Consider the following 20,378-nt stretch of genomic DNA (forward strand, 5'->3'; position numbering starts at 1 on the left):
GACTTCCGCAGTCGATCGGGCGGTCGGCCGGCACGGGGCACGCCGGTCGTCCCGGGTAACGCAGGACCTCGGTGGCGGAATCCCCCCCCCAAGGGCTTGCCGCCGCCGCTTCCACCGTAGCCAGGCTAAACCTTTGCGCAGATGCATGGTCCCTTCCCACGGAGGCGCACATGCAAAGACAACAATGGATCGACGTACTACGTGGCATCGGCATCGTGCTGGTGGTGTGGGGTCACGTCTATGGCGGCTACAGCTTCGACCTGATCTTCCTGTTTCACATGCCGCTGTTCTTCTTTCTCAGCGGCATGTTGTTCAAGCCGGTCGCCGATATCGGCGCCTTCGCCCGCTACAAGGCGCGCCAATTGCTGGTGCCTTATACCGTCTTCCTGCTGCTGATCAATATTCCCCTGGCATTGCATCTAGTGGCGCACCCGCATGAGCCCGGCGCCTTGCTCGACTTCGCCATCGACCTGCTATGGGGCGGCAGCCGGCTGTCGGCCTGGGTCGCCGCGTTCTGGTTCGTCACCAGTTTCTACGCCGTGCTGCTGATCGAGGCATGCCTGGTCGGCCGCCATGGCCGCCGCACGCTCTGTTGGCTGCATGCGCTGATGCTGGGGCTGAGCATGCTCAATGCCTGGCTGGCGCCGCAATGGCAGGTGCCGTGGGCGCTCAACGTGGCGCTGGCCGCCGCGCCCTTCTTCTACGCCGGGTACCTGTGGCAACAGGCTGGCGATCGACCCGGCCTGCAGCGCTGGGCCACCGTCGTGGTGCTGCTGGCGCTGCCGATCATTATCGCCAACCGCCATCTTGGCTGGAACATCGGCTTCGGCTACGACATGAAAGTGACCCACTACGGCATTCCCGGCGTCAGTTTCATCGTGGCCCTGGCCTGTTGCATCCTGCTCGCCCGCTGCGCCCGTTACCTTGCCGCCCACCATGCCCGCAGCGCCCGGCTGCTGGCGGCGCTGGGACGAGCAGCCATCGTCATCATGTTCATGCACATGGTCTTCACCATGGGACTGGCGGCGTTGCTCGGCGAGCAATACCGGTTGGCACGCGTGGCGCTCGGACTGGGTGGCAGCTACCTGATCTACCTTGCCAGTCGGCGATGGGCCTGGAGCCGTACCTTGTTACTTGGGGATGTGAAGAATCATCGAATTTAATTTTGAAAAATCAAAAATCATAAAATTTAATACGGGTTTTCGGTATTAAATACAGAATTAATATTATCCGATCCCGCATAGAATCCGGGGGCTGAAAAAACGTCACTTATCGTTCACAGTCCTCCATCTTGGGCCATCATGACCATCGCCGCCACTCCTGCATCCCTCCTGCCATTCGGCGCCTTCCACGCCGAAATGCAGCCCACGCCCGACGCCCTGCGCGCTGCCGTCACCGCAGCCTATCGGCGCGACGAGACAGAAGCGGTGCAGTGGCTGCTGGGGCAAGTCGGCACCGACCCGCAGTGGAAGCAACAAACCGCCCAGCTGGCCAGGCAACTGGTGCATCAGGTGCGCCAGAAACGCACCCGCGCTTCGGGCGTGGATGCGCTGATGCACGAATTCTCGCTGTCCTCCGAGGAAGGGGTAGCCCTGATGTGCCTGGCCGAGGCGCTGCTGCGCATTCCCGACCGCCAGACCGCCGACCGCCTGATTGCCGACAAGATCAGCCGTGGTGACTGGCGCAAGCATCTGGGCGAGTCGCCCTCGCTGTTCGTCAATGCCGCCACCTGGGGGCTGCTGATTACCGGCAAGCTGGTGTCGACCAGTAGCGAAAGCGGCCTGACCCAGGCCATCACCCGCATCATCGGCCGGGGCGGCGAACCACTCATCCGCAAGGGCGTCGATCTGGCCATGCGCATGCTGGGCAACCAGTTCGTCACCGGCCAGACCATCGGCGAAGCGCTGGCCAACAGCCGCGACAACGAAAAGCGCGGCTATCGCTACTCCTACGACATGCTGGGCGAGGCGGCCTTGACCATGCACGACGCCGACGTCTACTACCAATCCTATGAAGACGCGATCCACGCCATCGGCCGCGCCTCCAATGGACGCGGAATCAAGCAGGGCCCGGGCATCTCGGTCAAGCTGTCGGCGCTGCACCCGCGCTACTCGCGCGCGCAACACGCACGGGTGATGGATGAACTGCTGCCACGCCTGAAGCAGTTGCTGCTGCTGGCCAAGCAATACGACATCGGCCTCAACATCGATGCCGAGGAAGCCGATCGCCTGGAGCTGTCGCTGGACCTGATGGCAGCGCTGGTGGCCGATCCCGAACTGGCCGGATTCGACGGTCTCGGCTTTGTGGTGCAGGGTTACCAGAAGCGCTGCCCGTTCGTCATCGACTACCTGGTCGAGCTGGCACGTCGCCACCAGCGCCGCCTGATGATCCGCCTGGTCAAGGGCGCCTACTGGGACAGCGAGATCAAGCGTGCCCAGGTCGACGGTCTCGAAGGCTATCCGGTCTACACCCGCAAGGTGCACACCGACCTGTCCTACCTGACCTGTGCCCAGAAGCTGCTGGCCGCCACCGACGTCATCTATCCGCAATTCGCCACCCACAATGCCCACACGCTGGCGGCGATCTGGCACTGGGCGCGCGCGCACGGCGTGGACGACTACGAATTCCAGTGCCTGCACGGCATGGGCGAGACGCTGTACGACCAGGTGGTGGGCGCCGACCAACTGGGCAAGGCCTGCCGCGTCTACGCACCGGTCGGCTCGCATCAGACCTTGCTGGCCTACCTGGTGCGTCGACTGCTGGAAAACGGTGCCAACTCGTCGTTCGTCAACCAGATCGTCGACGAAGCGGTGCCGCTGGACCAATTGGTGGCCGACCCGATCGACACGGTGCGCGAGCAGGGCGGCTTGCCGCACCCGGCGATTGCCTTGCCGCTCGAACTGTACGGCCAGGAGCGCAGGAATTCGCGCGGCATCGACCTGGCCAACGAAGACCGGCTGCGCCAGCTCGATGAATTCTTTGCGGGCATGGCGCAGCATCGCTGGCAGGCCGCGCCATTGGTCGCCGGCCCGGTCGTCGCATCGACGGTACAGGTGGTGGGCAATCCGGCCGACCGCCGCGAAGTGGTGGGCGAACTGATCGAGGCCGAGCTGCCGGATGTCGAGACGGCGCTGCGCGCGGCGACCGACTTTGCACCGCAATGGCAGGCCACCCCTGCGGTCGAGCGCGCCGCCATGCTGTTGCGCGCAGCCGACCTGCTCGAGGACAACCTGGCCGAACTGATGGCGCTGGCCGTGCGCGAAGCCGGCAAGTCGCTGCCCAATGCGATTGCCGAAGTGCGCGAGGCGGTCGACTTCCTGCGTTACTACGCCATTGCCGCACGTCACGACGGCAATGTGCTGGCCTGGGGACCGGTGGTGTGCATCAGCCCGTGGAACTTCCCGCTGGCCATTTTCATCGGCGAAGTCAGCGCCGCGCTGGCGGCCGGTAACGTGGTACTGGCCAAGCCGGCCGAGCAGACCGCCCTGATCGCCCACCGTGCGGTGCGATTGCTGCACCAGGCGGGCGTGCCGCTGGCGGCGTTGCAGCTGCTGCCGGGGCGTGGCGAAACCGTGGGCGCGGCACTGACCTCGGACCAGCGCGTCAAGGGCGTCATCTTCACCGGCTCGACCGAAGTGGCGCAATTGATCAACCAGACGCTGGCCCGACGTGCCCATGGCGAACACGGCGAACACGGCGAAGTGCCGCTGATTGCCGAGACCGGTGGCCAGAACGCCCTCATCGTCGACTCCAGCGCCCTGGCCGAGCAGGTGGTGGTGGACGTGCTGTCATCGGCCTTCGACAGCGCCGGCCAGCGCTGCTCGGCGTTGCGCGTGCTGTGCCTGCAGGAAGACATCGCCGATCGCACCCTGGACATGTTGAAGGGTGCCATGGCCGAGTTGCGGGTCGGGCGTCCGGACCGCCTGTCGACCGACATCGGCCCGGTAATCGATGCCGAGGCGCGCGACGGCCTGCTGGCGCACATCGAGCGCATGCGTGGCAGTGCGCGCGCGGTGCACCAGCTGCCGCTCGGACCCGAATGCGAACACGGCACCTTCGTGGCGCCGACCGTCATCGAGATCGACCGCCTGGACCAGTTGCAGCGCGAGGTGTTCGGCCCGGTGCTGCATGTGCTGCGCTACCGACGCGACCAACTCGGGCAACTGGTCGATGCCATCAACGCCACCGGCTACGGCCTGACCCTGGGTGTGCACTCGCGCATCGACGAAACCATCGACTACGTGGCCAACCGCGCGCATGTGGGCAATATCTACGTCAACCGCAATATCGTCGGTGCCGTGGTCGGGGTGCAGCCGTTCGGCGGCGAAGGCAAGTCCGGCACCGGTCCCAAGGCCGGAGGCCCGCTGTACCTGAAGCGCCTGCAACGCAATCCGCAATTGCAGGATGAACTGCAGCGCGCCAGTCGCACCGGCGCCCCCAATGTCTTGCTGGACAGCCTGCTGCACTGGGCGCAGACGCATGGCCACGAGCGGCTGGCCAGCGTGGCCGGCCGCTATCGCGACGACAGCCTGCTGCATCGCAGCCTGCTGTTGCCCGGCCCCACCGGCGAGCGCAACACGCTGGCCTTCGCCGCGCGCGGCCTGCTGCTGTGCGTGGCCGGCAGCACCGCCACGCTGCTCAACGCGCTGGCGGCGGCACTGGCCACCGGCAACACCCTGGTGGTGGATGCGGCCAGCGCGGCCTTGATCCCCAGTGGCCTGCCGCAGCAGGTACGCGGCGCGATCCGTGAATCGACCACGCTGGAGGCCGAGCCGATCCAGGCGGCATTGGTCGACAGCCATCTGGCGCACCAATGGCGAGCCCGCCTGGCCGAGCGTGACGGCGCGCTGGTGCCGTTGATCGTGTGCAGCGACGATAGCGCCATTGCGCTGTGGCGCCTGCTGGCCGAACGCGCCCTGTGCGTCAATACCACCGCCGCCGGCGGCAATGCCAGCCTGATGACGATAGCGGTCTGATACCACGGGGCGGTAGCCACCAACGACAAACGGGCGTCTCGGCAACAGCCGGACGCCCGTTTGTCGTTGGCGCAGCGAGACGGAACGAAAGTTATCATGTTGATAACTGCTTGCAATTCTCCCGAATAGCCCCATCTCGAAAAAACTTGGGCGCCGGCGCTGCATGCAATAACGCCGGCGTTTCCACAGGCACCAACTCGCTCCTATTGAACAGAGGCAAATATGGAACAATTTCACGGCACCACCATCCTCTCCGTGCGCCGCGGCAACCAGGTCGCGCTGGGCGGCGACGGCCAGGTGACGCTCGGCAATATCGTCATGAAGGGCACTGCCCGCAAGGTGCGCAAGCTCTATCACGGCAAGGTCCTGGTGGGCTTTGCCGGCGGCACCGCCGATGCCTTCACGCTGCTCGACCTGTTCGAGGCCAAGCTCGAAAAACACCAGGGCAACCTGATGCGCGCCTCGGTCGAACTGGCCAAGGACTGGCGCACCGACCGCATGTTGCGCCGGCTCGAAGCCATGCTGCTGGCCGCCGACCGTGAAAGCACCCTGGTCATCACCGGCAACGGCGACGTGCTGGAGCCCACCGACGGCATCGGCGCCATTGGTTCCGGTGGCAGCTACGCCCAGTCGGCGGCCAAGGCACTGCAGGAAAACACCGACCTGCCGCCGGCCGAGATCATCAAGAAATCGCTGACCATCGCCGGCGAGCTGTGCATCTACACCAACCTGAACCACATCATCGAGACGCTGGAGTAAGCCGGCTTGCGCCCGGGCGCGCATCGATCGCAACGCAGACAGGACAACACCGCCATGAACATGACCCCCAATGAGATCGTTTCGGAACTCGACAAGCACGTCGTCGGCCAGGCCCGCGCCAAGCGCGCGGTGGCCATCGCGCTGCGCAACCGTTGGCGCCGCCAGCAGGTCGAGGAGCCGCTGCGCCACGAGATCACGCCCAAGAACATCCTGATGATCGGTCCTACCGGTGTGGGCAAGACCGAGATCGCGCGCCGCCTGGCCAAGCTGGCCGACGCCCCCTTCATCAAGATCGAGGCCACCAAGTTCACCGAGGTGGGCTATGTCGGGCGCGATGTCGATACCATCATTCGCGACCTGATCGACATCGGCATCAAGCAGACCCGTGAGCAGGAAGTGCGCAAGGTGCGTGCGCGCGCCGAGGACGCCGCCGAGGATCGCATCCTCGACATCCTGGTGCCGCCGGCGCGCGACTTCGGCTTTACCAGCGACAACAATGCCGGCAGCGCCGACAAGGACGACAAGAACACCACCCGCCAGACGCTGCGCAAGCGCCTGCGCGAAGGTGCGCTGGACGAGCGCGAGATCGAGATCGAAGTGGCCGACAGCGGCGCGGCGATGGAAATCATGGCGCCGCCGGGGATGGAAGAGATGACCGAGCAGATCAAGTCGATGTTCTCGGGCATGGGTAACCAGCGCAAGAAGGCGCGTCGCGTCAAGATCAGCGAAGCGATGAAATTGCTCATCGAGGAAGAGGCCGGCAAGCTGGTCAACGAAGAAGAGTTGAAGCAGCGCGCCATCGCCAACGTCGAGCAGAATGGCATCGTGTTCCTGGACGAGATCGACAAGATCGCCACCCGCTCCCAGAACGGTGGCGCCGACGTCTCGCGCGCCGGCGTGCAGCGCGACCTGTTGCCGCTGGTCGAGGGCACCACGGTCAACACCAAGTACGGCATGATCAAGACCGACCACATCCTGTTCATCGCCTCCGGCGCGTTCCACCTGGCCAAGCCCTCCGACCTGATCCCTGAGTTGCAGGGGCGGTTCCCGATCCGGGTCGAGCTCGATTCGCTGTCGATTGCCGACTTCGAGCGCATCCTGACCGGCACCGACGCCTGCCTGACCAGGCAATACGAAGCGCTGCTGGCGACCGAAGGGGTCAGGATCGAATTCGCCGACAGCGGCATCAAGCGCCTGGCCGAGATTTCGTATTCGGTCAACGAAAAGACCGAGAACATCGGTGCGCGCCGGCTCTATACCGTGATGGAAAAGCTGCTCGAGGAGATTTCGTTTACCGCCGGTGAAGCCGGGGTGGCCGGCTTCACCATCGACGGCGACTACGTCGACCAGCGCCTGGGCGAGCTGGCGGTCAACGAAGACCTGTCGCGCTACGTGCTCTAAGGCGCCAACCCGGGAGCGCAGGGCGATGGCCAACAAGGGCATGGGAACACGGCAAAAAGCGGGTTTTCGGGTCGAGCCGTCGCAGCGACCCTCGAAGCCGCGCAACCCGGTAGCGGTCGCGGCCGGCCAGCGTGCCGGCGGCGCCGGGCCGCATCGCAAGAGCCCGTCGGGGCAGCGGCAGCAGCAGAAGACGGACTTGCTGAAGAAGCTGGACGACGACCAGGCCTAGCCGACGTCAAGGGCGAAAAAAACCTCCGCGCGGAATAACTCCGCCGGAGGTTTTTTCATGGTGCCGGCATTGCCGTTACATGTGATAGCGCAAGGTCAGGGCCACGTTGCGCGGCGCGCCCGGCAGGCTCAGGTTGGGGCTGGTGCCGTGACCCGAGACGATATAGCCGGTGTTGAAGATATTGTTGAGATTGAACTGGATCTCGTACTTGGCCGTGCGATAGGCTGCCATGGCATCGGCGGTGACATAGCCGGGCAAGGTGACGGTATTGCCCGGATTGGCGAAGCGTGCCGCCACCGCATTGCCACCACCGCCGACGGTAAAGCCACGGCCCAGGTCCTTGGTCAGCCACAGGTTGGCGCTGTGCTTGGGGGTGAGGGTGGCGTTCTTGCCCTTGAAGGCCACGGCCGGGCCGGGAACGCTGGTGTCGACCGCCACCGAATCGGTAATGACCGCATCCAGGTAGGCATAGCCGGCCAGCAGTTTCCAGCCTTGCTTGAGATCGGCATTGAAGGTGAATTCGGCGCCGTCGGTGCGCTGCTTGCCCACCGGGACCACGGCATTGCCGCGGGTCGGATCGGCGGCCTTGATGTTGTCACGCTCCAGGCGGAATACCGATACCGTGGCGCTGGCGCGGCCTTCCCAGAAATCATATTTGGCACCGGCTTCGGTATTGCGCGTGGATTCGGGCGCCAGGTTGGCGTTGGTGACCGCCAGCGGCAGCAATTCAGCCGATGGCTGGAACGAGCGGCTCCACGAGACGTAGTACGACTGCGTTTCGCTTGGCTGCCACACCAGGCCGGCGCGCGGGCTGTAGGCATTGTCGGTACGCGACAGGTCGCCGGGGGCGGTGCCGCCGACGATGCGCGACTTCTGCTTGAAGCTGTCATAGCGCAAGCCCACCAGCGCCTTCCACTGCGGGTTGAGGGTGATCGAATCCTGCAGGTAGGTGCCCAGCGTGTCGTAGGTGCCGTAGGTCGAGGTCGGGGCCCCCAGCGCATTGGGATTGACCAGTGGCAGCACCGGATTGAAGATCGAGATGCCGGCGAACGAGGTCAGGCCGCTGTAGCTGAAGGAGTCCTTCTTCTGGCTGCCGAATTCGACGCCGTACAGGATCTCGTTCTTGATGCCACCCAGGTCGAGCTTCTGGGTCAGTTCGCTCTGGTTGAACCAGCCGTTCTCCTCGCGCACCAGCCGGGCATGCCCCAGCGTCATGGTGCCGGCCGCTTCGTTGACGTTGCCGCTGATGTTGGTGTTGTTGCGGTTAAGCGTGTAGTCGTAATAGCGCAAGCCGTTACGGAACGACAGCGTATCGCTCAGGCGATGGGTGAAGGTGGCCGTGGTCGAGGCCACGCGCGACTGGCTGAAGTCGGCATCGCGCGCATTGCGGGCGCCATAGTAGGTACCGGGGTCGACATTGACCGGGCGGCCGCGGTAGGAAGGGATGCCGAAATCGGTCAGGCGACGGTCTTCCAGGTAATCGGCCTGCAGCAGCAGCTTGGTATCGGCCGAGAAGCGCAGTTCCATCGAAGGCGCAACGGCGGTGCGGTCGATGCCTTGCTGGGCACGATAGCTGTCGCCGCGCTCCACGGCGCCGGTCAGGCGCCACGACACCACGCCGTCGCCGGCACCGCGCCCGATATCGAGTTCGGCGCGCCGGCCGGCGGTGCTGTTGGCGGTGAAGCTGACGTCGTTGATATCCACGCCTGGCTTCTTGGTGACGCGGTTGATCAGGCCGCCCGAGGATCCCCGTCCATACAGCACGGCGGCTGGTCCCTTGACCACTTCGAGCGTGTCCACGTTGGACAGGTCGCGGAAATACAGCGCATCGTCGCGAAAGCCATCCACAAACTGGTCGCCAATGGCGGTGAAGCCGCGGATGAATACCTGGTCGCGCTGGCCGTCGCCGGTCGACATGCCCAGGCCGGGCACATTCTTGAGCACATCCTGCAACGAGCTGGCGTTCTGGTCGCGGATCACCTGCGCGGGTACCACGTTGATGGTCTGCGGCACATCCCGTAGTGGCGCTTCGGTCTTGGTGCCCGACACACTGGTGGGCGCCACATAGGCGTCGTTGGCACGCGCGCCGCTGACCTGCACCTGCGGCAGGCTGTCTGTACTCTGGGCAACAACGGCGGGGGCGATGGAACAGGCGGAGAGGGCGGTCAACACGGCCAGGCGGCCGGGCTTGAGGCGAAACTTCATGACAAGACTTTCGTTTTGGCAGTTAATGGGAATTATTTTTATTTATATTAACGTCCGATTGTAAATAAATGTAATCATTTTGCGAGTCCATGTATTTTTTAAGCAACAAACAAATGCCTGAAAAAGCGCTGACAGCGCCCCAGCAAGGCATATCGAGGGATGTGTCGCCATGCGATATGCGAGCATTTATCGGGCCGCGGGAATTGCAGGCGGAAAAAAAAGCGGCCATTGGCCGCGTCGCATCTGGCGTGGGGAAGGTCAGTGCAGCTGGATCAGGTGCGACTCGGGGTCGTCGCCATCGGGGTCGCCCTGGCCGAACGAGAACAGCCGGTAGGTGGTGCCCTCTTCATCGGCGCTGTACTGATACGGATGGCCCCAGGGGTCGCGCGGAAGCCGCTCGACATAGCCGCCCATGGGCCAGGCGGCAGGTACCGGCGCACGCAGCGGCTTGATGGCCAATGCCAGCAGGCCTTGCTGGGTGGACGGATAGCGACCGTTGTCCTGGCGATACTGCTGCAGTCCGGCGCTGATCGCACGCAGGTCGGCTTCGGCCTGTTGCGCCTGCGGACTGTGGTCGTGGCTGATGCGCTCGACCAGCCGTGGCAGGCCCAGCGCCGTGGCCACGGCCAGCACGGCCAGGACGATGATCCAGCGCAGGCGCGCCAGGCCGCGTTGCAGGAGCAGGAAGGTGGAGCGGGCGGAAGAAGTGGGGAGGGGACGGCGCATGAATGCTGCTGGCTACGTATGACGGATGGGCGGAAAAAATGCGGTGATGCGCGCAAGCGCCTGACCGGCGCTGCCCGATCGGCAAGGCACGCGGTACGAGCGCACCTTTTCACCAAGGCGCGCGGGCTTGCCGCAGCGAATCAGAACGTCAGCCGGACCGGCACGCCACCCTGGGCGCTGACCACATCCGAGAGCACCTGGCTCATCTCGGAGCCGTCACGGGTGTTGATCCATTGCTTGCCGTTGAATTTGTAATGGAAACCACCCGAACGGGCGGCGATCCACAGCTCCTGCATCGGCGCCTGGCTGTTGACGATGATCTTGGAGCCGTCGTCGATACACTCGATTTCGAGCACATTGCCGCTGCGGCTGCATTCGACGTCCAGCTCGCTGTCGTCGCAGGCCTGCTCCAGCCCGGCTTCGATGGCGTTGAGGGTGGCGTCGGCCAGGTCCAGGAATTCCGATTCTGTCATGCTAAACTCCGAGGCATTCTTAGATTTGAAGTAATCCGCCATTCTATCGTGAAGTCATCCATTTCTCCTGTTCGCGCCAGCATCATGCTGGGCGCTTCGTTGCTGGTCCTGGCATTGTCGGGTTGCGGCCAGAAGGGCCCGCTGTACATGCCCAAGATCCCGCCCGACCCGCGCGTGAGCACGGCATCGACGCCGGTGGCGCCCGCCGGGCGCAGCGGCGCCGACCTCGATGCCACGCCCAGACCGGCGACCGAGATCAAATAAGAACGCTGCCGGCTGCCGGGCACGCACTGCCGGATCGACTCAACCGATTTAGTCCTATCGCCTTCCATGTCCCATTTTTCGTATCGCAACGGCGTGCTGCACGCCGAACAGGTCTCCCTGCAATCGCTGGCGCAGCAATTCGGCTCGCCCCTTTATGTCTATTCCAAGGCGGCGCTGGTCGACAATTTCTCGGCCTACGCCAACGCCTGTCGAGTCGCAGGGCGCACCGACGCCGATGCGCTGGTCTGCTATTCGGTCAAGTCCAACTCCAACCTGGCCGTGCTCAACCTGCTGGGACGCCAGGGCTCCGGTTTCGACATCGTCTCCGGCGGCGAGCTGCTGCGGGTGGTGGCCGCCGGTGGCGATCCGCGCCGGGTGATCTTCTCGGGCGTGGGCAAGGGCCGCGACGAAATGCGGCTGGCGCTGGAGCATGACATCCTCTGCTTCAACGTCGAATCGATTCCCGAGCTCGCACGCCTGAACGAAGTGGCCGGCGAAATGGGCAGGCGCGCGCGTATCTCGCTGCGGGTCAATCCCAATGTCGATGCCAAGACCCATCCCTATATCTCCACCGGCCTGAAGGAGAACAAGTTCGGCGTGGCCTACGAAGATGCGCTGGGCTGCTATCGCACGGCCGCTGCGCTACCCCATATCGACGTGGTCGGCATCGACTGTCATATCGGTTCGCAGCTGCTGGACGACGCGCCCCTGCTCGAGGCGCTGGACAAGATCATCGACATGGTCGATGCGCTCGAAGCCGAGGGCATCCCCATCCACCACCTCGATATCGGCGGCGGTATCGGCATCACCTATGACGACGAGCAACCGGTGCCGGTGGGCGACTACCTGGCGCGGGTGTTCGCCCGGGTCGATGGCTGGCGGGCGGCAAAATACGCCGGGCGGCCGATCCAGGTGCTGTTCGAGCCGGGGCGCTCGATCGTCGGCAACGCCGGTGTGCTGCTGTCGCAGGTGCAGTACCTCAAGCACGGCGAGACCAAGAATTTCGCCGTGGTGGATGCGGCCATGAACGACTTGATGCGCCCGGCCATGTACGAAGCCTGGCATGAGGTCAGGACCGTGCTGGAGCATCGTGGCCAGGCCCGCATCTATGACGTGGTCGGCCCGGTGTGCGAATCGGGCGACTGGCTGGCACGTGGCCGTGAGCTGGCCATCGAGCAGGGCGACCTGCTGGTACTGTTGTCGGCTGGTGCCTATGGCATGACGATGGCGTCCAACTACAACACCCGCGGCCGGGCCGCCGAAGTGCTGGTCGATGGCGACCAGGTGCACCTGATTCGCCAGCGCGAGAATCCGGCCGACCTGTTTGCCCTGGAGCGCATTGTCGAATGAGCATCGACTAACTGTTTTTGCATCTCGATAAAACGGCAATCGCATCGGATTGCCGTTTTGCCATCAGCTGTTGGCGCCCCGGCAATGCCCACCGGCGGCGGCCTGCTTTATTTTTGCTGCACCTGCATTTTTGATTTGCCTTTCAGAAATTTGAGTGCAAAATACCAGTCCGTCGATAAAAATATGCCTGCTGATTCGATGCCGCCGCAACCTGCGCTGACGCCGGGATTGCGCCGCGACACGGATACCGAGACCGGGCTGCGTCCAGATCAGACGAACAACCAGACGATCAGTAGCCGGGTGTGTCGGTTCTTGCCGTCTCGGCAGTACGCAGCGCAACACAGGGGATAACAACATGCAGGTCCTGCATCGCAATGGGGAGCATCGCGACAGCGCCGCGCAGGCATCGCCTGCAGCGGTCACGCCGGCCGATGTCGGTGAGTCCGACGTCATCGACACCGAACTCGAAATCCGCGCTTCGCATATTACCGCCGCCGCCGTCGCTGCTGCGGCCGTGACGGCGGCCGTGGCCACCATGGCCCCATTGCCCGAACCGGCTGCGCCCATGCGCCCGGTCCACGCCGATCCGGTGGCCCAGCCAGCAACGCAGGCCATGCCGCAACCGACCTCCATCACTGCGACGGCGCCGGTCAAGGCCCTCTCGCTGCGCGCTGCCGTGGGCAATATCCTGACCGTGGCAGTGGCGGCCCTGGCCTGGTGGGGCGCCGATCGATTGCCATTGCCGGCGCACGGCTTGCAACCCGCGCTGCAACACCTGTCGCTGCCATCGCTGCCATCGCTGCGCAAGCCAGGCAGCGTGCCACCGGCCAATGTGCCGGTGGCGGTGGCGCCGCCCGTGCAGCAGGCAGTGGTGGTCGAGGCGCCGGAACCGCGCGATGCGATTGCCGTATTGCAACAGGACGCCGAGATGCGCGCCCAGCAACTGGCCGAGCGACGCGCTGCCAGCCAGGCCCGGCGCGAGCGTGAAGATGCCGCCAGTGCCGCACGCGAACAACGCCGGCGTGATGCCGAGGCGCAGTTGGCCGACGCCCGCGCCCGTGCCGAGCGCGCCCCGGCGACGGTCGACACGCCGGCGGTGGTGGTCACGCCGGCGGTGCCACCACTGGCCGAGGCGGTTCGCCAGTGCAGCGCACTGTCGGTGTTCGCCCGTGAGGGCTGCCTGTGGAAACTGTGCAGCGGCAAATGGGGCAAGGACGGTTGCCCCTCCTACCAGCACGACAACGAAGGCGCCTGAGGGCGCAAGGCTGTCGGGTCAAGCCGGACTTCGCTGCTGGCGCGCCCAGCGGTGCAGCCCCGCAGCACCGTATCCAGGCGGGCGCGACTTCATCGCGCCCGCCATTTTCCTTCCCGCCCCCCATCCGCGCTCGCTCCCGGGAGCATTTCTTGCTTGGCAACAAAGCGGGAAAATCGTCGCGCCCGGCGGGTGTGCCGGTCGGGCCGCAAAGCGCATCGATAACCGGCTTTGGGCGATGGACTTGCCGCTATAATGCGCGTTTTTCCCCGGCCCCTGCGGCCGATTCGCTCCGATCCGCTCCATTTCGCGCAAGGATTAATGGCATGAATGCACTGCTCTGGTTCGTCGTTCTCTACTGGGTCATCTCGGTAGGCATCGGCCTGTATGCCACCCGTTTCGTCAAGAGTGGCAAGGACTTTGCAGTGGCCGGACGTTCGTTGCCGATGTCGGTGGTCACGGCCACCGTATTTGCCACCTGGTTCGGTTCGGAAGCGGTGCTCGGCGTGTCGTCGACCTTTCTCAAGGAAGGCCTGGGCGGCATCGTGGCCGACCCGTTCGGATCGTCGCTGTGCCTGATCCTGGTAGGCGTTTTCTTCGCCAAGCGCCTGTACCGCATGAACCTGCTGACGATCGGTGACTATTACAAGAAGCGCTACGGTCGCGCCGCCGAGATGCTGGTGACGATCTGCATCGTGATTTCCTACCTGGGTTGGGTGGCGGCCCAGATCAAGGCGCTGGGGCTGGTCTTCAATGTGGTCTCGGGCGGCTACATCCCGATGCACTGGGGCATGATCATCGGCGCCGGCAGCGTGCTGGTCTATACATTGATGGGTGGCATGTGGGCCGTGGCCATCACCGACTTCCTGCAGATGATCATCGTGGTGGTCGGCATGTTCTATATCGGCTGGGAAGTCTCGGGCATGGTCGGCGGCCCTGGCGTGGTGATCCAGCATGCCATCGACGCCGGCAAGTTCGATTTCTGGCCGCAGGCCAAGCTGCGTGACGTGCTGTGGTTCCTTGCGGCCTGGATCACCATGATGCTGGGGTCGATCCCGCAGCAGGACGTGTTCCAGCGCGTCATGTCGTCCAAGAACGAGAACATTGCCCGCAACGCGTCGATCCTGGGCGGTGTGATCTATTTCTGCTTCGTGTTCATCCCCATCTTCCTGGCGTACTCGGCCACCCTGATCGACCCGGCGATGGTGGCGCGCCTGCTGGAGTCCGATTCGCAACTGGTCTTGCCCACCCTGATCATGGAGAGGATGCCGGTGCTGGCCCAGGTGATGTTCTTCGGCGCCTTGCTGTCGGCCATCAAGAGCTGCGCCAGCGCCACCCTGCTGGCGCCATCGGTGACCTTCACCGAGAACGTGCTCAAGGAGATCCGCCCCTGGAAGAGCGACCGCGAATTCCTGTTGTCGATGCGGGTGGTGGTGTTGGTCTTCACCGTTGGCGTGACCGCACTGGCCTTGAACAGCCAGTCCAGCATCTACGAGATGGTCGAGAATGCCTACAAGGTGACGCTGGTGGCCGCGTTCGTGCCGCTGGCCTTCGGTGTCTACTGGAAACGTGCCAGCCGCCAGGGCGCATTGATGGCCATGGTGCTGGGACTGGCATCCTGGATCGCGCTGGAATACGCCGCCCCGGAAGGGTTCTGGCCGCCGCAACTGGCTGGCCTGCTGTGTTCCATCGGCGGCATGGTGCTCGGTTCGCTGATGCCCCAGGTGCTGGCCCCGGTTCCACAGGACAGCCCCAAGGCGGCCTGATCGCCCCGGTCGGTCCCGCATTGCAGCCCGAAACGGCCGCCCGGCAGATGCCGCGCGGCCGTTCTTGCCTGGCGGATACACGTTTTCTGGCGCCGCACGCCAGATCGGTCATTCCCGTAGAATGCCCGAACTGCTGCCAAAACCGCTGTCAAAGCAAAGCCGATCAGTAAATCTAAAAGAATTTCGATAGCAACTTGATTAGTTATCAGTTATGCAATCGGAACTTATTTGCTTTTCATCAACCTGACAGACCATGACTGAGCAAACGCGCCATTACGATTTTGCTGCTGATGCGTTATTCCTGGACTTCGATGGCACTTTGGTCGAACTCGCGCCACAACCCGAAGATATCGTGGTGCCGCCGGACCTGATTGCGCTCTTGCAGCAACTTCACCATTACTCCGACGGTGCCCTGGCCATCGTCAGCGGCAGGCCGCTGGAGCAACTGGACTTCTTCCTGGCGCCATTGCGCCTGCCGATGGCGGGCGTGCATGGCGCCGAACGTCGTCGTGCCGACGGACGCGTCATCGAACTGCCCGTGCCGGACGTGCATCAGCTGCGCGAGCGGCTGTTGCCGCTGGTGACCGCCAACCCGGGACTGCAGCTGGAAATCAAGCGAGGCGCCCTGGCCTTGCACTACCGCAATGCACCGCACCTGGAGCAGCACTGTACCGAGGGTATGTCCGAGGCCTTGCAGCACGAGCCGGGCTTTACCCTGTTGCGCGGGAAGATGGTGGTCGAGGCCAAGCCCCACATCAACAAGGGCGACGCGCTGTCCGCGTTCCTGCTGGAAAGTCCATTCCAGGGGCGGCGCCCGGTCTTCATCGGCGACGACGTCACCGACGAGGCCGGTTTCGCGCTGGCGCAGAACGGCGAGCGTCGCGGGCTCGGCATCAAGGTCGGTGCCGGTACCTCGCAGGCCCTGCAACGCCTGGCCGATCCCGGCGCGGTGCTGCAGTTCCTGCGCGACGCCGTGCAAGCTGCGGCGGCGCGCCAGCGGTTGCCGCTGCCCGGATGAATCGCGTCACCGTGCGTCACTGCCAGACGCGGCTGCATTAACAGGCAAATCCATCAAGAAATCTGACCACAGAACACGAGGGAAAAATGAGCCAGCCTGCAATCGATCCGCAGCAAGAACCCCAGCCATCGCCGCACTCGCAATCGCAGCAATCAGAGCAGCCGCATATCGCCGCCGAGGCGCACGAGATCCCGTCGACCTCGTCGCTGGACCTGGGCGTGATCGGCAATTGCGCCTTCTCGGCGCTGGTCGACAAGATGGGCCGCATCGTCTGGTGCTGCCTGCCGCGCTTCGATGGCGACCCGGTCTTCAACGCCCTGCTGGACCCCAGCGACAATGGCAGCCAGTGGGGTTTCCAGCTGGAAAACTTCTCCCATAGCGAGCAGTGGTACGAGCCCAATACGGCGGTGCTGCGCACCCGCCTCTACGACACCCTGGGCCAGGCCATCGAGATTACCGACCTGGCGCCGCGCTTCTACAACCGCGGTCGCTATTTCCGGCCGCTGCAACTGGTGCGCCGGGTGCATCCGCTGTCGGGGGCGCCGCGCATGCGCGTGATATTGCGCCCGCGATTCGACTGGGGCCGCGAAGTGCCGCTGGAGACGCGCGGCAGCAACCATATCCGCTTCGTGGGCGGCGAGCAGACCCTGCGCCTTAACACCGATGCCCCCATCAGCTATATCGTGGACGAATCGGCCTTCGTGGTCAGCCGCCCCTATAACTTCATCCTCGGCCCCGACGAAACGCTGCACGGCGGCATCAACGATACCGCGCGCGACTTCGAGCAGGAGACGCTGGCCTACTGGCGCAGCTGGAGCCGCGCGCTGGCCACGCCCCTGGAGTGGCAGGACGCGGTGATCCGCGCGGCCATCACGCTCAAGCTGTCGGTGTTCGAAGATACCGGCGCCATCATCGCCGCCATGACCACCAGCGTGCCGGAAGCGCCGCACAGCCAGCGCAACTGGGATTACCGCTACTGCTGGCTGCGCGATGCCTTCTTCGTGGTGCGTGCGCTCAATAGCCTGTCCGAGCTGGGCACCATGGAAGACTACCTGCGATGGATGACCAATGTCGTGGTGCGCTCGGCCGGCGGCCACATCCAGCCGCTCTACGGCATCGGGCTCGAGGAAGGCCTGCCCGAGCAGATCCTCGAGCACCTGCCGGGGTACCAGAACTTCGGTCCGGTGCGGGTCGGCAACCAGGCCTACGAGCATTTCCAGCATGACGTGTACGGCAACATCGTGCTGGGCGCGGCGCAGGCCTTCCACGACATGCGCCTGCTGCACCGCGCCGGCGCCGAGCACTTCCACCACCTGGAAGCGGTCGGCGAGCGCGCCTACGAGGTCTATAACCAGCCTGACGCCGGCATGTGGGAGCTGCGCACCCGTTCGCGCATCCATACCTCCTCGGCGCTGATGAGCTGGGCCGCCTGCGACCGCCTGGCCAAGATCGCGGCCAGGCTCGACCTGCCCGAGCGTGCGCAGTATTGGCGCGAGCGCGCCACCGAGATCGGCGACCGCATCCTCACCGAAGCCTGGAACGAGGATCGCCAGGCCTACGCCGAGAGCTTCGGCGGTCGCGACCTCGACGCCAGCGTGCTGCTGATGGTCGAGGTGGGCCTGATCGCGCCCACCGACAAGCGCTTCATCGCCACCGTCGACGCCCTCGAGAAATCGCTGTGCGACGGCCCCTACATGCGGCGCTACGAAGCGCCCGACGATTTCGGACGGCCCGAGACGGCGTTCAACATCTGCACCTTCTGGCGCATCGATGCGCTGGCCCGCATCGGACGCAAGGAACAGGCGCGCGAAATCTTCCAGGCCATGCTGGACGCGCGCAATCACCTGGGCCTGTTGTCCGAGGACACCCATCCGGTCACCAAACAGATGTGGGGCAACTTCCCGCAGACCTATTCGATGGTGGGCATCATCAATTGTGCGATGCGGCTGTCGGCATCGTGGGAGGCAGTGATCTGATGGGTAGACTGGTGGTGGTATCGAATCGCCTGGCCGACCCGCGCAAGGCCGCCGCCGGCGGTCTGGCGGTGGCCCTGGGCGAGGCGCTCAAGCGCACCGGCGGACTGTGGTTCGGCTGGAGCGGCAAGGTGGTTGAGAACGGCACCCCCGGCGAGGGGGAATTGCGGGTGAACCAGGCCGGCAGCGTGACGCTGGCCGAGCTCGACCTGGGCCAGGAAGACCACGACGCGTATTACCGCGGCTATGCCAACGGCGTACTGTGGCCGGTATTCCACTATCGGCTGGACCTGGCGCATTTCGAATCCGGCCACCTGGGCGGATATCGCCGGGTCAACCAGCTGTTTGCCCGCAAGCTGTTTCCGTTGTTGCGCCCGGATGACGTGATCTGGATCCACGACTACCACCTGATCCCGCTGGCGGCCGAATTGCGCGCCATGGGTTGCGAAGCGCGCATCGGGTTCTTCCTGCATATCCCGTTGCCGCCGCCGCCGATCCTGGCCGCGATCCCATCGCACGAATGGCTCATGCGCGCGCTCTTCGCGTATGACCTGGTGGGTTTCCAGAACCATACCGACCTGCAGCATTTCTCCCAGTACGTGCAGGCCGAGGCCACGGCCGAACCGGTGGGCGCCAACCAGTACCGGGCGTTCAACAGCACCGTGCATGCCGGGGCGTTCCCGATCGGCATCGACGTGGCCGACTTCCAGCGTCTGGGCCGGGCCAAGGAAGCGCGCGACACCTACGAAAGCACCAAGGCCGAGTATTCACGTCGACGGCTGTTGATCGGGGTCGACCGTCTCGATTACTCCAAGGGCTTGCCGCAGCGCATCCGCGCCTTCCGCGAATTGCTGCTGGCCTATCCCGAGAACCGGCACAGCGCCACGCTGCTGCAGATTGCCTCGCCCAGCCGCGAGGATGTCGAAGCCTATGGCGACATCCAGCGCGAACTGGAGAGCCTGTGCGGCTCGATCAATGGCGACTTCGGCGATTTCGACTGGATGCCGATCCGCTACATCCACCGCACCGTGGCCCGCAAGCGCCTGCCCGGCCTGTACCGGGCTTGCGCCGTGGCGCTGGTGACACCGCTGCGTGACGGCATGAATCTGGTGGCCAAGGAATTCGTCGCCGCCCAGGACGAGGACGATCCGGGCGTGCTGGTATTGTCGCGCTTCGCCGGCGCCGCCGAGCAGATGAAGGACGCCCTCATCATCAACCCGTATGACACCCACGGCACCGCCCAGGTGATCCAGCAGGCCCTGCAGATGTCGCTGCAGGAACGGCGCGAACGGCATGCGGCATTGATGAAGAACGTGCGCCAGTTCGACGTGCACTGGTGGTGCCGCGAGTTCCTGTCGACGTTGGAAAACACCCGCACGGTGCAATCCGGGGCCTGAGCCGAGGTTTCCCGCGGTGCAAGTTCTTGCCTGACCGCCGGGCATGGCGGTCGGGCATGGTCGCGACAGTGGGCAGCAGGGCAAGCCACCTGCCCCGGCTTCAGGGCGGTATCTCCCGATCCCGGCTGGCGCTTGCAAACGCCTCCAACGAGCACCAGGTGCTCGCGCTGCCGGATTGATAGCCACCCGGCAACACCATCCCGATTGCGCCGCTACAGCCGGCCCCATCCGCACCAAAACCCTTTATAATTCAGGGTTTTGGAAGTTTTTTGCGGAGTTATTCATGCCGATTTATGCGTATCGCTGCCAAGCGTGTGGGTTTGCCAAGGATGTCTTGCAGAAGATGTCCGACGATGCGTTGACCGTTTGCCCATCCTGCCACCAGGATAGCTTCAGGAAGCAGCTCACCGCAGCCGGCTTCCAGCTCAAGGGCGCGGGCTGGTATGTGACCGATTTCCGCGGCAACGGCAGCGGTACCGCCAACAGCACCGGCGCCACCGGCACCGGCCTGGCGTCGGCCGAACCGGCCAAGGCCGATGCCCCCGCCAGCGCCGCCGCGCCTGCCGCGGCAGCAGCACCGGCGGCAGCC

16 protein-coding genes are annotated in these 20,378 nt (G+C 64.6%); 13 read left to right on the forward strand and 3 right to left on the reverse strand.

What is annotated here, in order from left to right; genetic code table 11:
* The first annotated feature begins 170 nt into the window (after window positions 1-170).
* The 5 genes from PMI40_RS08670 (at window position 171) to PMI40_RS08690 (ending at window position 7,365) form a co-directional block, all read left to right on the forward strand.
* Window positions 171-1,163 carry an acyltransferase family protein gene (locus tag PMI40_RS08670; RefSeq protein WP_008114227.1) on the forward strand — a complete coding sequence of 331 codons (993 nt, stop codon included), beginning with the start codon at window positions 171-173 and terminating at the stop codon, window positions 1,161-1,163.
* 138 nt (window positions 1,164-1,301) lie between these two features.
* Window positions 1,302-4,976 carry a trifunctional transcriptional regulator/proline dehydrogenase/L-glutamate gamma-semialdehyde dehydrogenase gene (putA, locus tag PMI40_RS08675; protein ID WP_008114228.1) on the forward strand — a complete coding sequence of 1,225 codons (3,675 nt, stop codon included), beginning with the start codon at window positions 1,302-1,304 and terminating at the stop codon, window positions 4,974-4,976.
* 222 nt (window positions 4,977-5,198) lie between these two features.
* Entirely contained in the window at window positions 5,199-5,735 is a 537-nt protein-coding gene (gene hslV, locus PMI40_RS08680; RefSeq protein WP_008114229.1) for an ATP-dependent protease subunit HslV, read from the forward strand.
* A 54-nt stretch (window positions 5,736-5,789) separates the two neighbouring features.
* Window positions 5,790-7,136 (forward strand): ATP-dependent protease ATPase subunit HslU, encoded by a 1,347-nt coding sequence (gene hslU / locus PMI40_RS08685; RefSeq protein ID WP_008114231.1) that lies wholly within the window; start codon window positions 5,790-5,792, stop codon window positions 7,134-7,136.
* A 25-nt stretch (window positions 7,137-7,161) separates the two neighbouring features.
* The gene (locus tag PMI40_RS08690; RefSeq protein WP_008114232.1) at window positions 7,162-7,365 is read left to right on the forward strand and encodes a hypothetical protein; all 204 of its coding nucleotides are present in this window, start codon (window positions 7,162-7,164) and stop codon (window positions 7,363-7,365) included.
* 75 nt (window positions 7,366-7,440) lie between these two features.
* Here PMI40_RS08690 and PMI40_RS08695 read toward each other — a convergent pair whose 3' ends face one another.
* From PMI40_RS08695 to cyaY, 3 genes are all read right to left on the reverse strand, one after another.
* Window positions 7,441-9,570 carry a TonB-dependent siderophore receptor gene (locus PMI40_RS08695; RefSeq protein WP_008114233.1) on the reverse strand — a complete coding sequence of 710 codons (2,130 nt, stop codon included), beginning with the start codon at window positions 9,568-9,570 and terminating at the stop codon, window positions 7,441-7,443.
* Window positions 9,571-9,828: 258 nt separating this feature from the next.
* The gene (gspG, locus tag PMI40_RS08700; RefSeq protein ID WP_008114234.1) at window positions 9,829-10,296 is read right to left on the reverse strand and encodes a type II secretion system major pseudopilin GspG; all 468 of its coding nucleotides are present in this window, start codon (window positions 10,294-10,296) and stop codon (window positions 9,829-9,831) included.
* Window positions 10,297-10,436: 140 nt separating this feature from the next.
* A complete protein-coding gene (gene cyaY / locus PMI40_RS08705; RefSeq protein ID WP_008114235.1) occupies window positions 10,437-10,769 on the reverse strand; it encodes an iron donor protein CyaY in 333 nt (110 codons plus the stop codon).
* Between the two features lie 48 nt (window positions 10,770-10,817).
* Here cyaY and PMI40_RS08710 point away from each other — a divergent pair, with 48 nt between their 5' ends.
* From PMI40_RS08710 to PMI40_RS08745, 8 genes are all read left to right on the forward strand, one after another.
* Window positions 10,818-11,033, forward strand: coding sequence for a lipoprotein (locus PMI40_RS08710; protein WP_040501841.1), 216 nt, complete (start codon window positions 10,818-10,820; stop codon window positions 11,031-11,033).
* A gap of 66 nt (window positions 11,034-11,099) precedes the next feature.
* The gene (gene lysA, locus PMI40_RS08715) at window positions 11,100-12,383 is read left to right on the forward strand and encodes a diaminopimelate decarboxylase (RefSeq protein ID WP_008114237.1); all 1,284 of its coding nucleotides are present in this window, start codon (window positions 11,100-11,102) and stop codon (window positions 12,381-12,383) included.
* 355 nt (window positions 12,384-12,738) lie between these two features.
* Window positions 12,739-13,638 (forward strand): hypothetical protein, encoded by a 900-nt coding sequence (locus PMI40_RS08720; RefSeq protein WP_008114239.1) that lies wholly within the window; start codon window positions 12,739-12,741, stop codon window positions 13,636-13,638.
* 323 nt (window positions 13,639-13,961) lie between these two features.
* A complete protein-coding gene (locus tag PMI40_RS08725) occupies window positions 13,962-15,401 on the forward strand; it encodes a sodium:solute symporter family protein (RefSeq protein ID WP_008114242.1) in 1,440 nt (479 codons plus the stop codon).
* A gap of 253 nt (window positions 15,402-15,654) precedes the next feature.
* Window positions 15,655-16,419 (forward strand): trehalose-phosphatase, encoded by a 765-nt coding sequence (gene otsB, locus PMI40_RS08730; protein WP_008114244.1) that lies wholly within the window; start codon window positions 15,655-15,657, stop codon window positions 16,417-16,419.
* An 86-nt stretch (window positions 16,420-16,505) separates the two neighbouring features.
* Entirely contained in the window at window positions 16,506-18,395 is a 1,890-nt protein-coding gene (locus PMI40_RS08735; RefSeq protein ID WP_008114245.1) for a glycoside hydrolase family 15 protein, read from the forward strand.
* Window positions 18,395-19,789: an alpha,alpha-trehalose-phosphate synthase (UDP-forming) gene (otsA, locus tag PMI40_RS08740; RefSeq protein WP_008114247.1), complete on the forward strand. Its 1,395-nt coding sequence runs from the start codon at window positions 18,395-18,397 to the stop codon at window positions 19,787-19,789. The genes PMI40_RS08735 and otsA overlap by 1 nt, the downstream gene beginning before the upstream one ends.
* 283 nt (window positions 19,790-20,072) lie before the next feature.
* Window positions 20,073-20,378: FmdB family zinc ribbon protein (locus tag PMI40_RS08745; RefSeq protein WP_008114249.1), on the forward strand; the 306-nt coding region annotated here is incomplete at its 3' end.

This window comes from Herbaspirillum sp. YR522 (assembly GCF_000282575.1).
Taxonomy (GTDB): Bacteria; Pseudomonadota; Gammaproteobacteria; order Burkholderiales; family Burkholderiaceae_D; genus Herbaspirillum.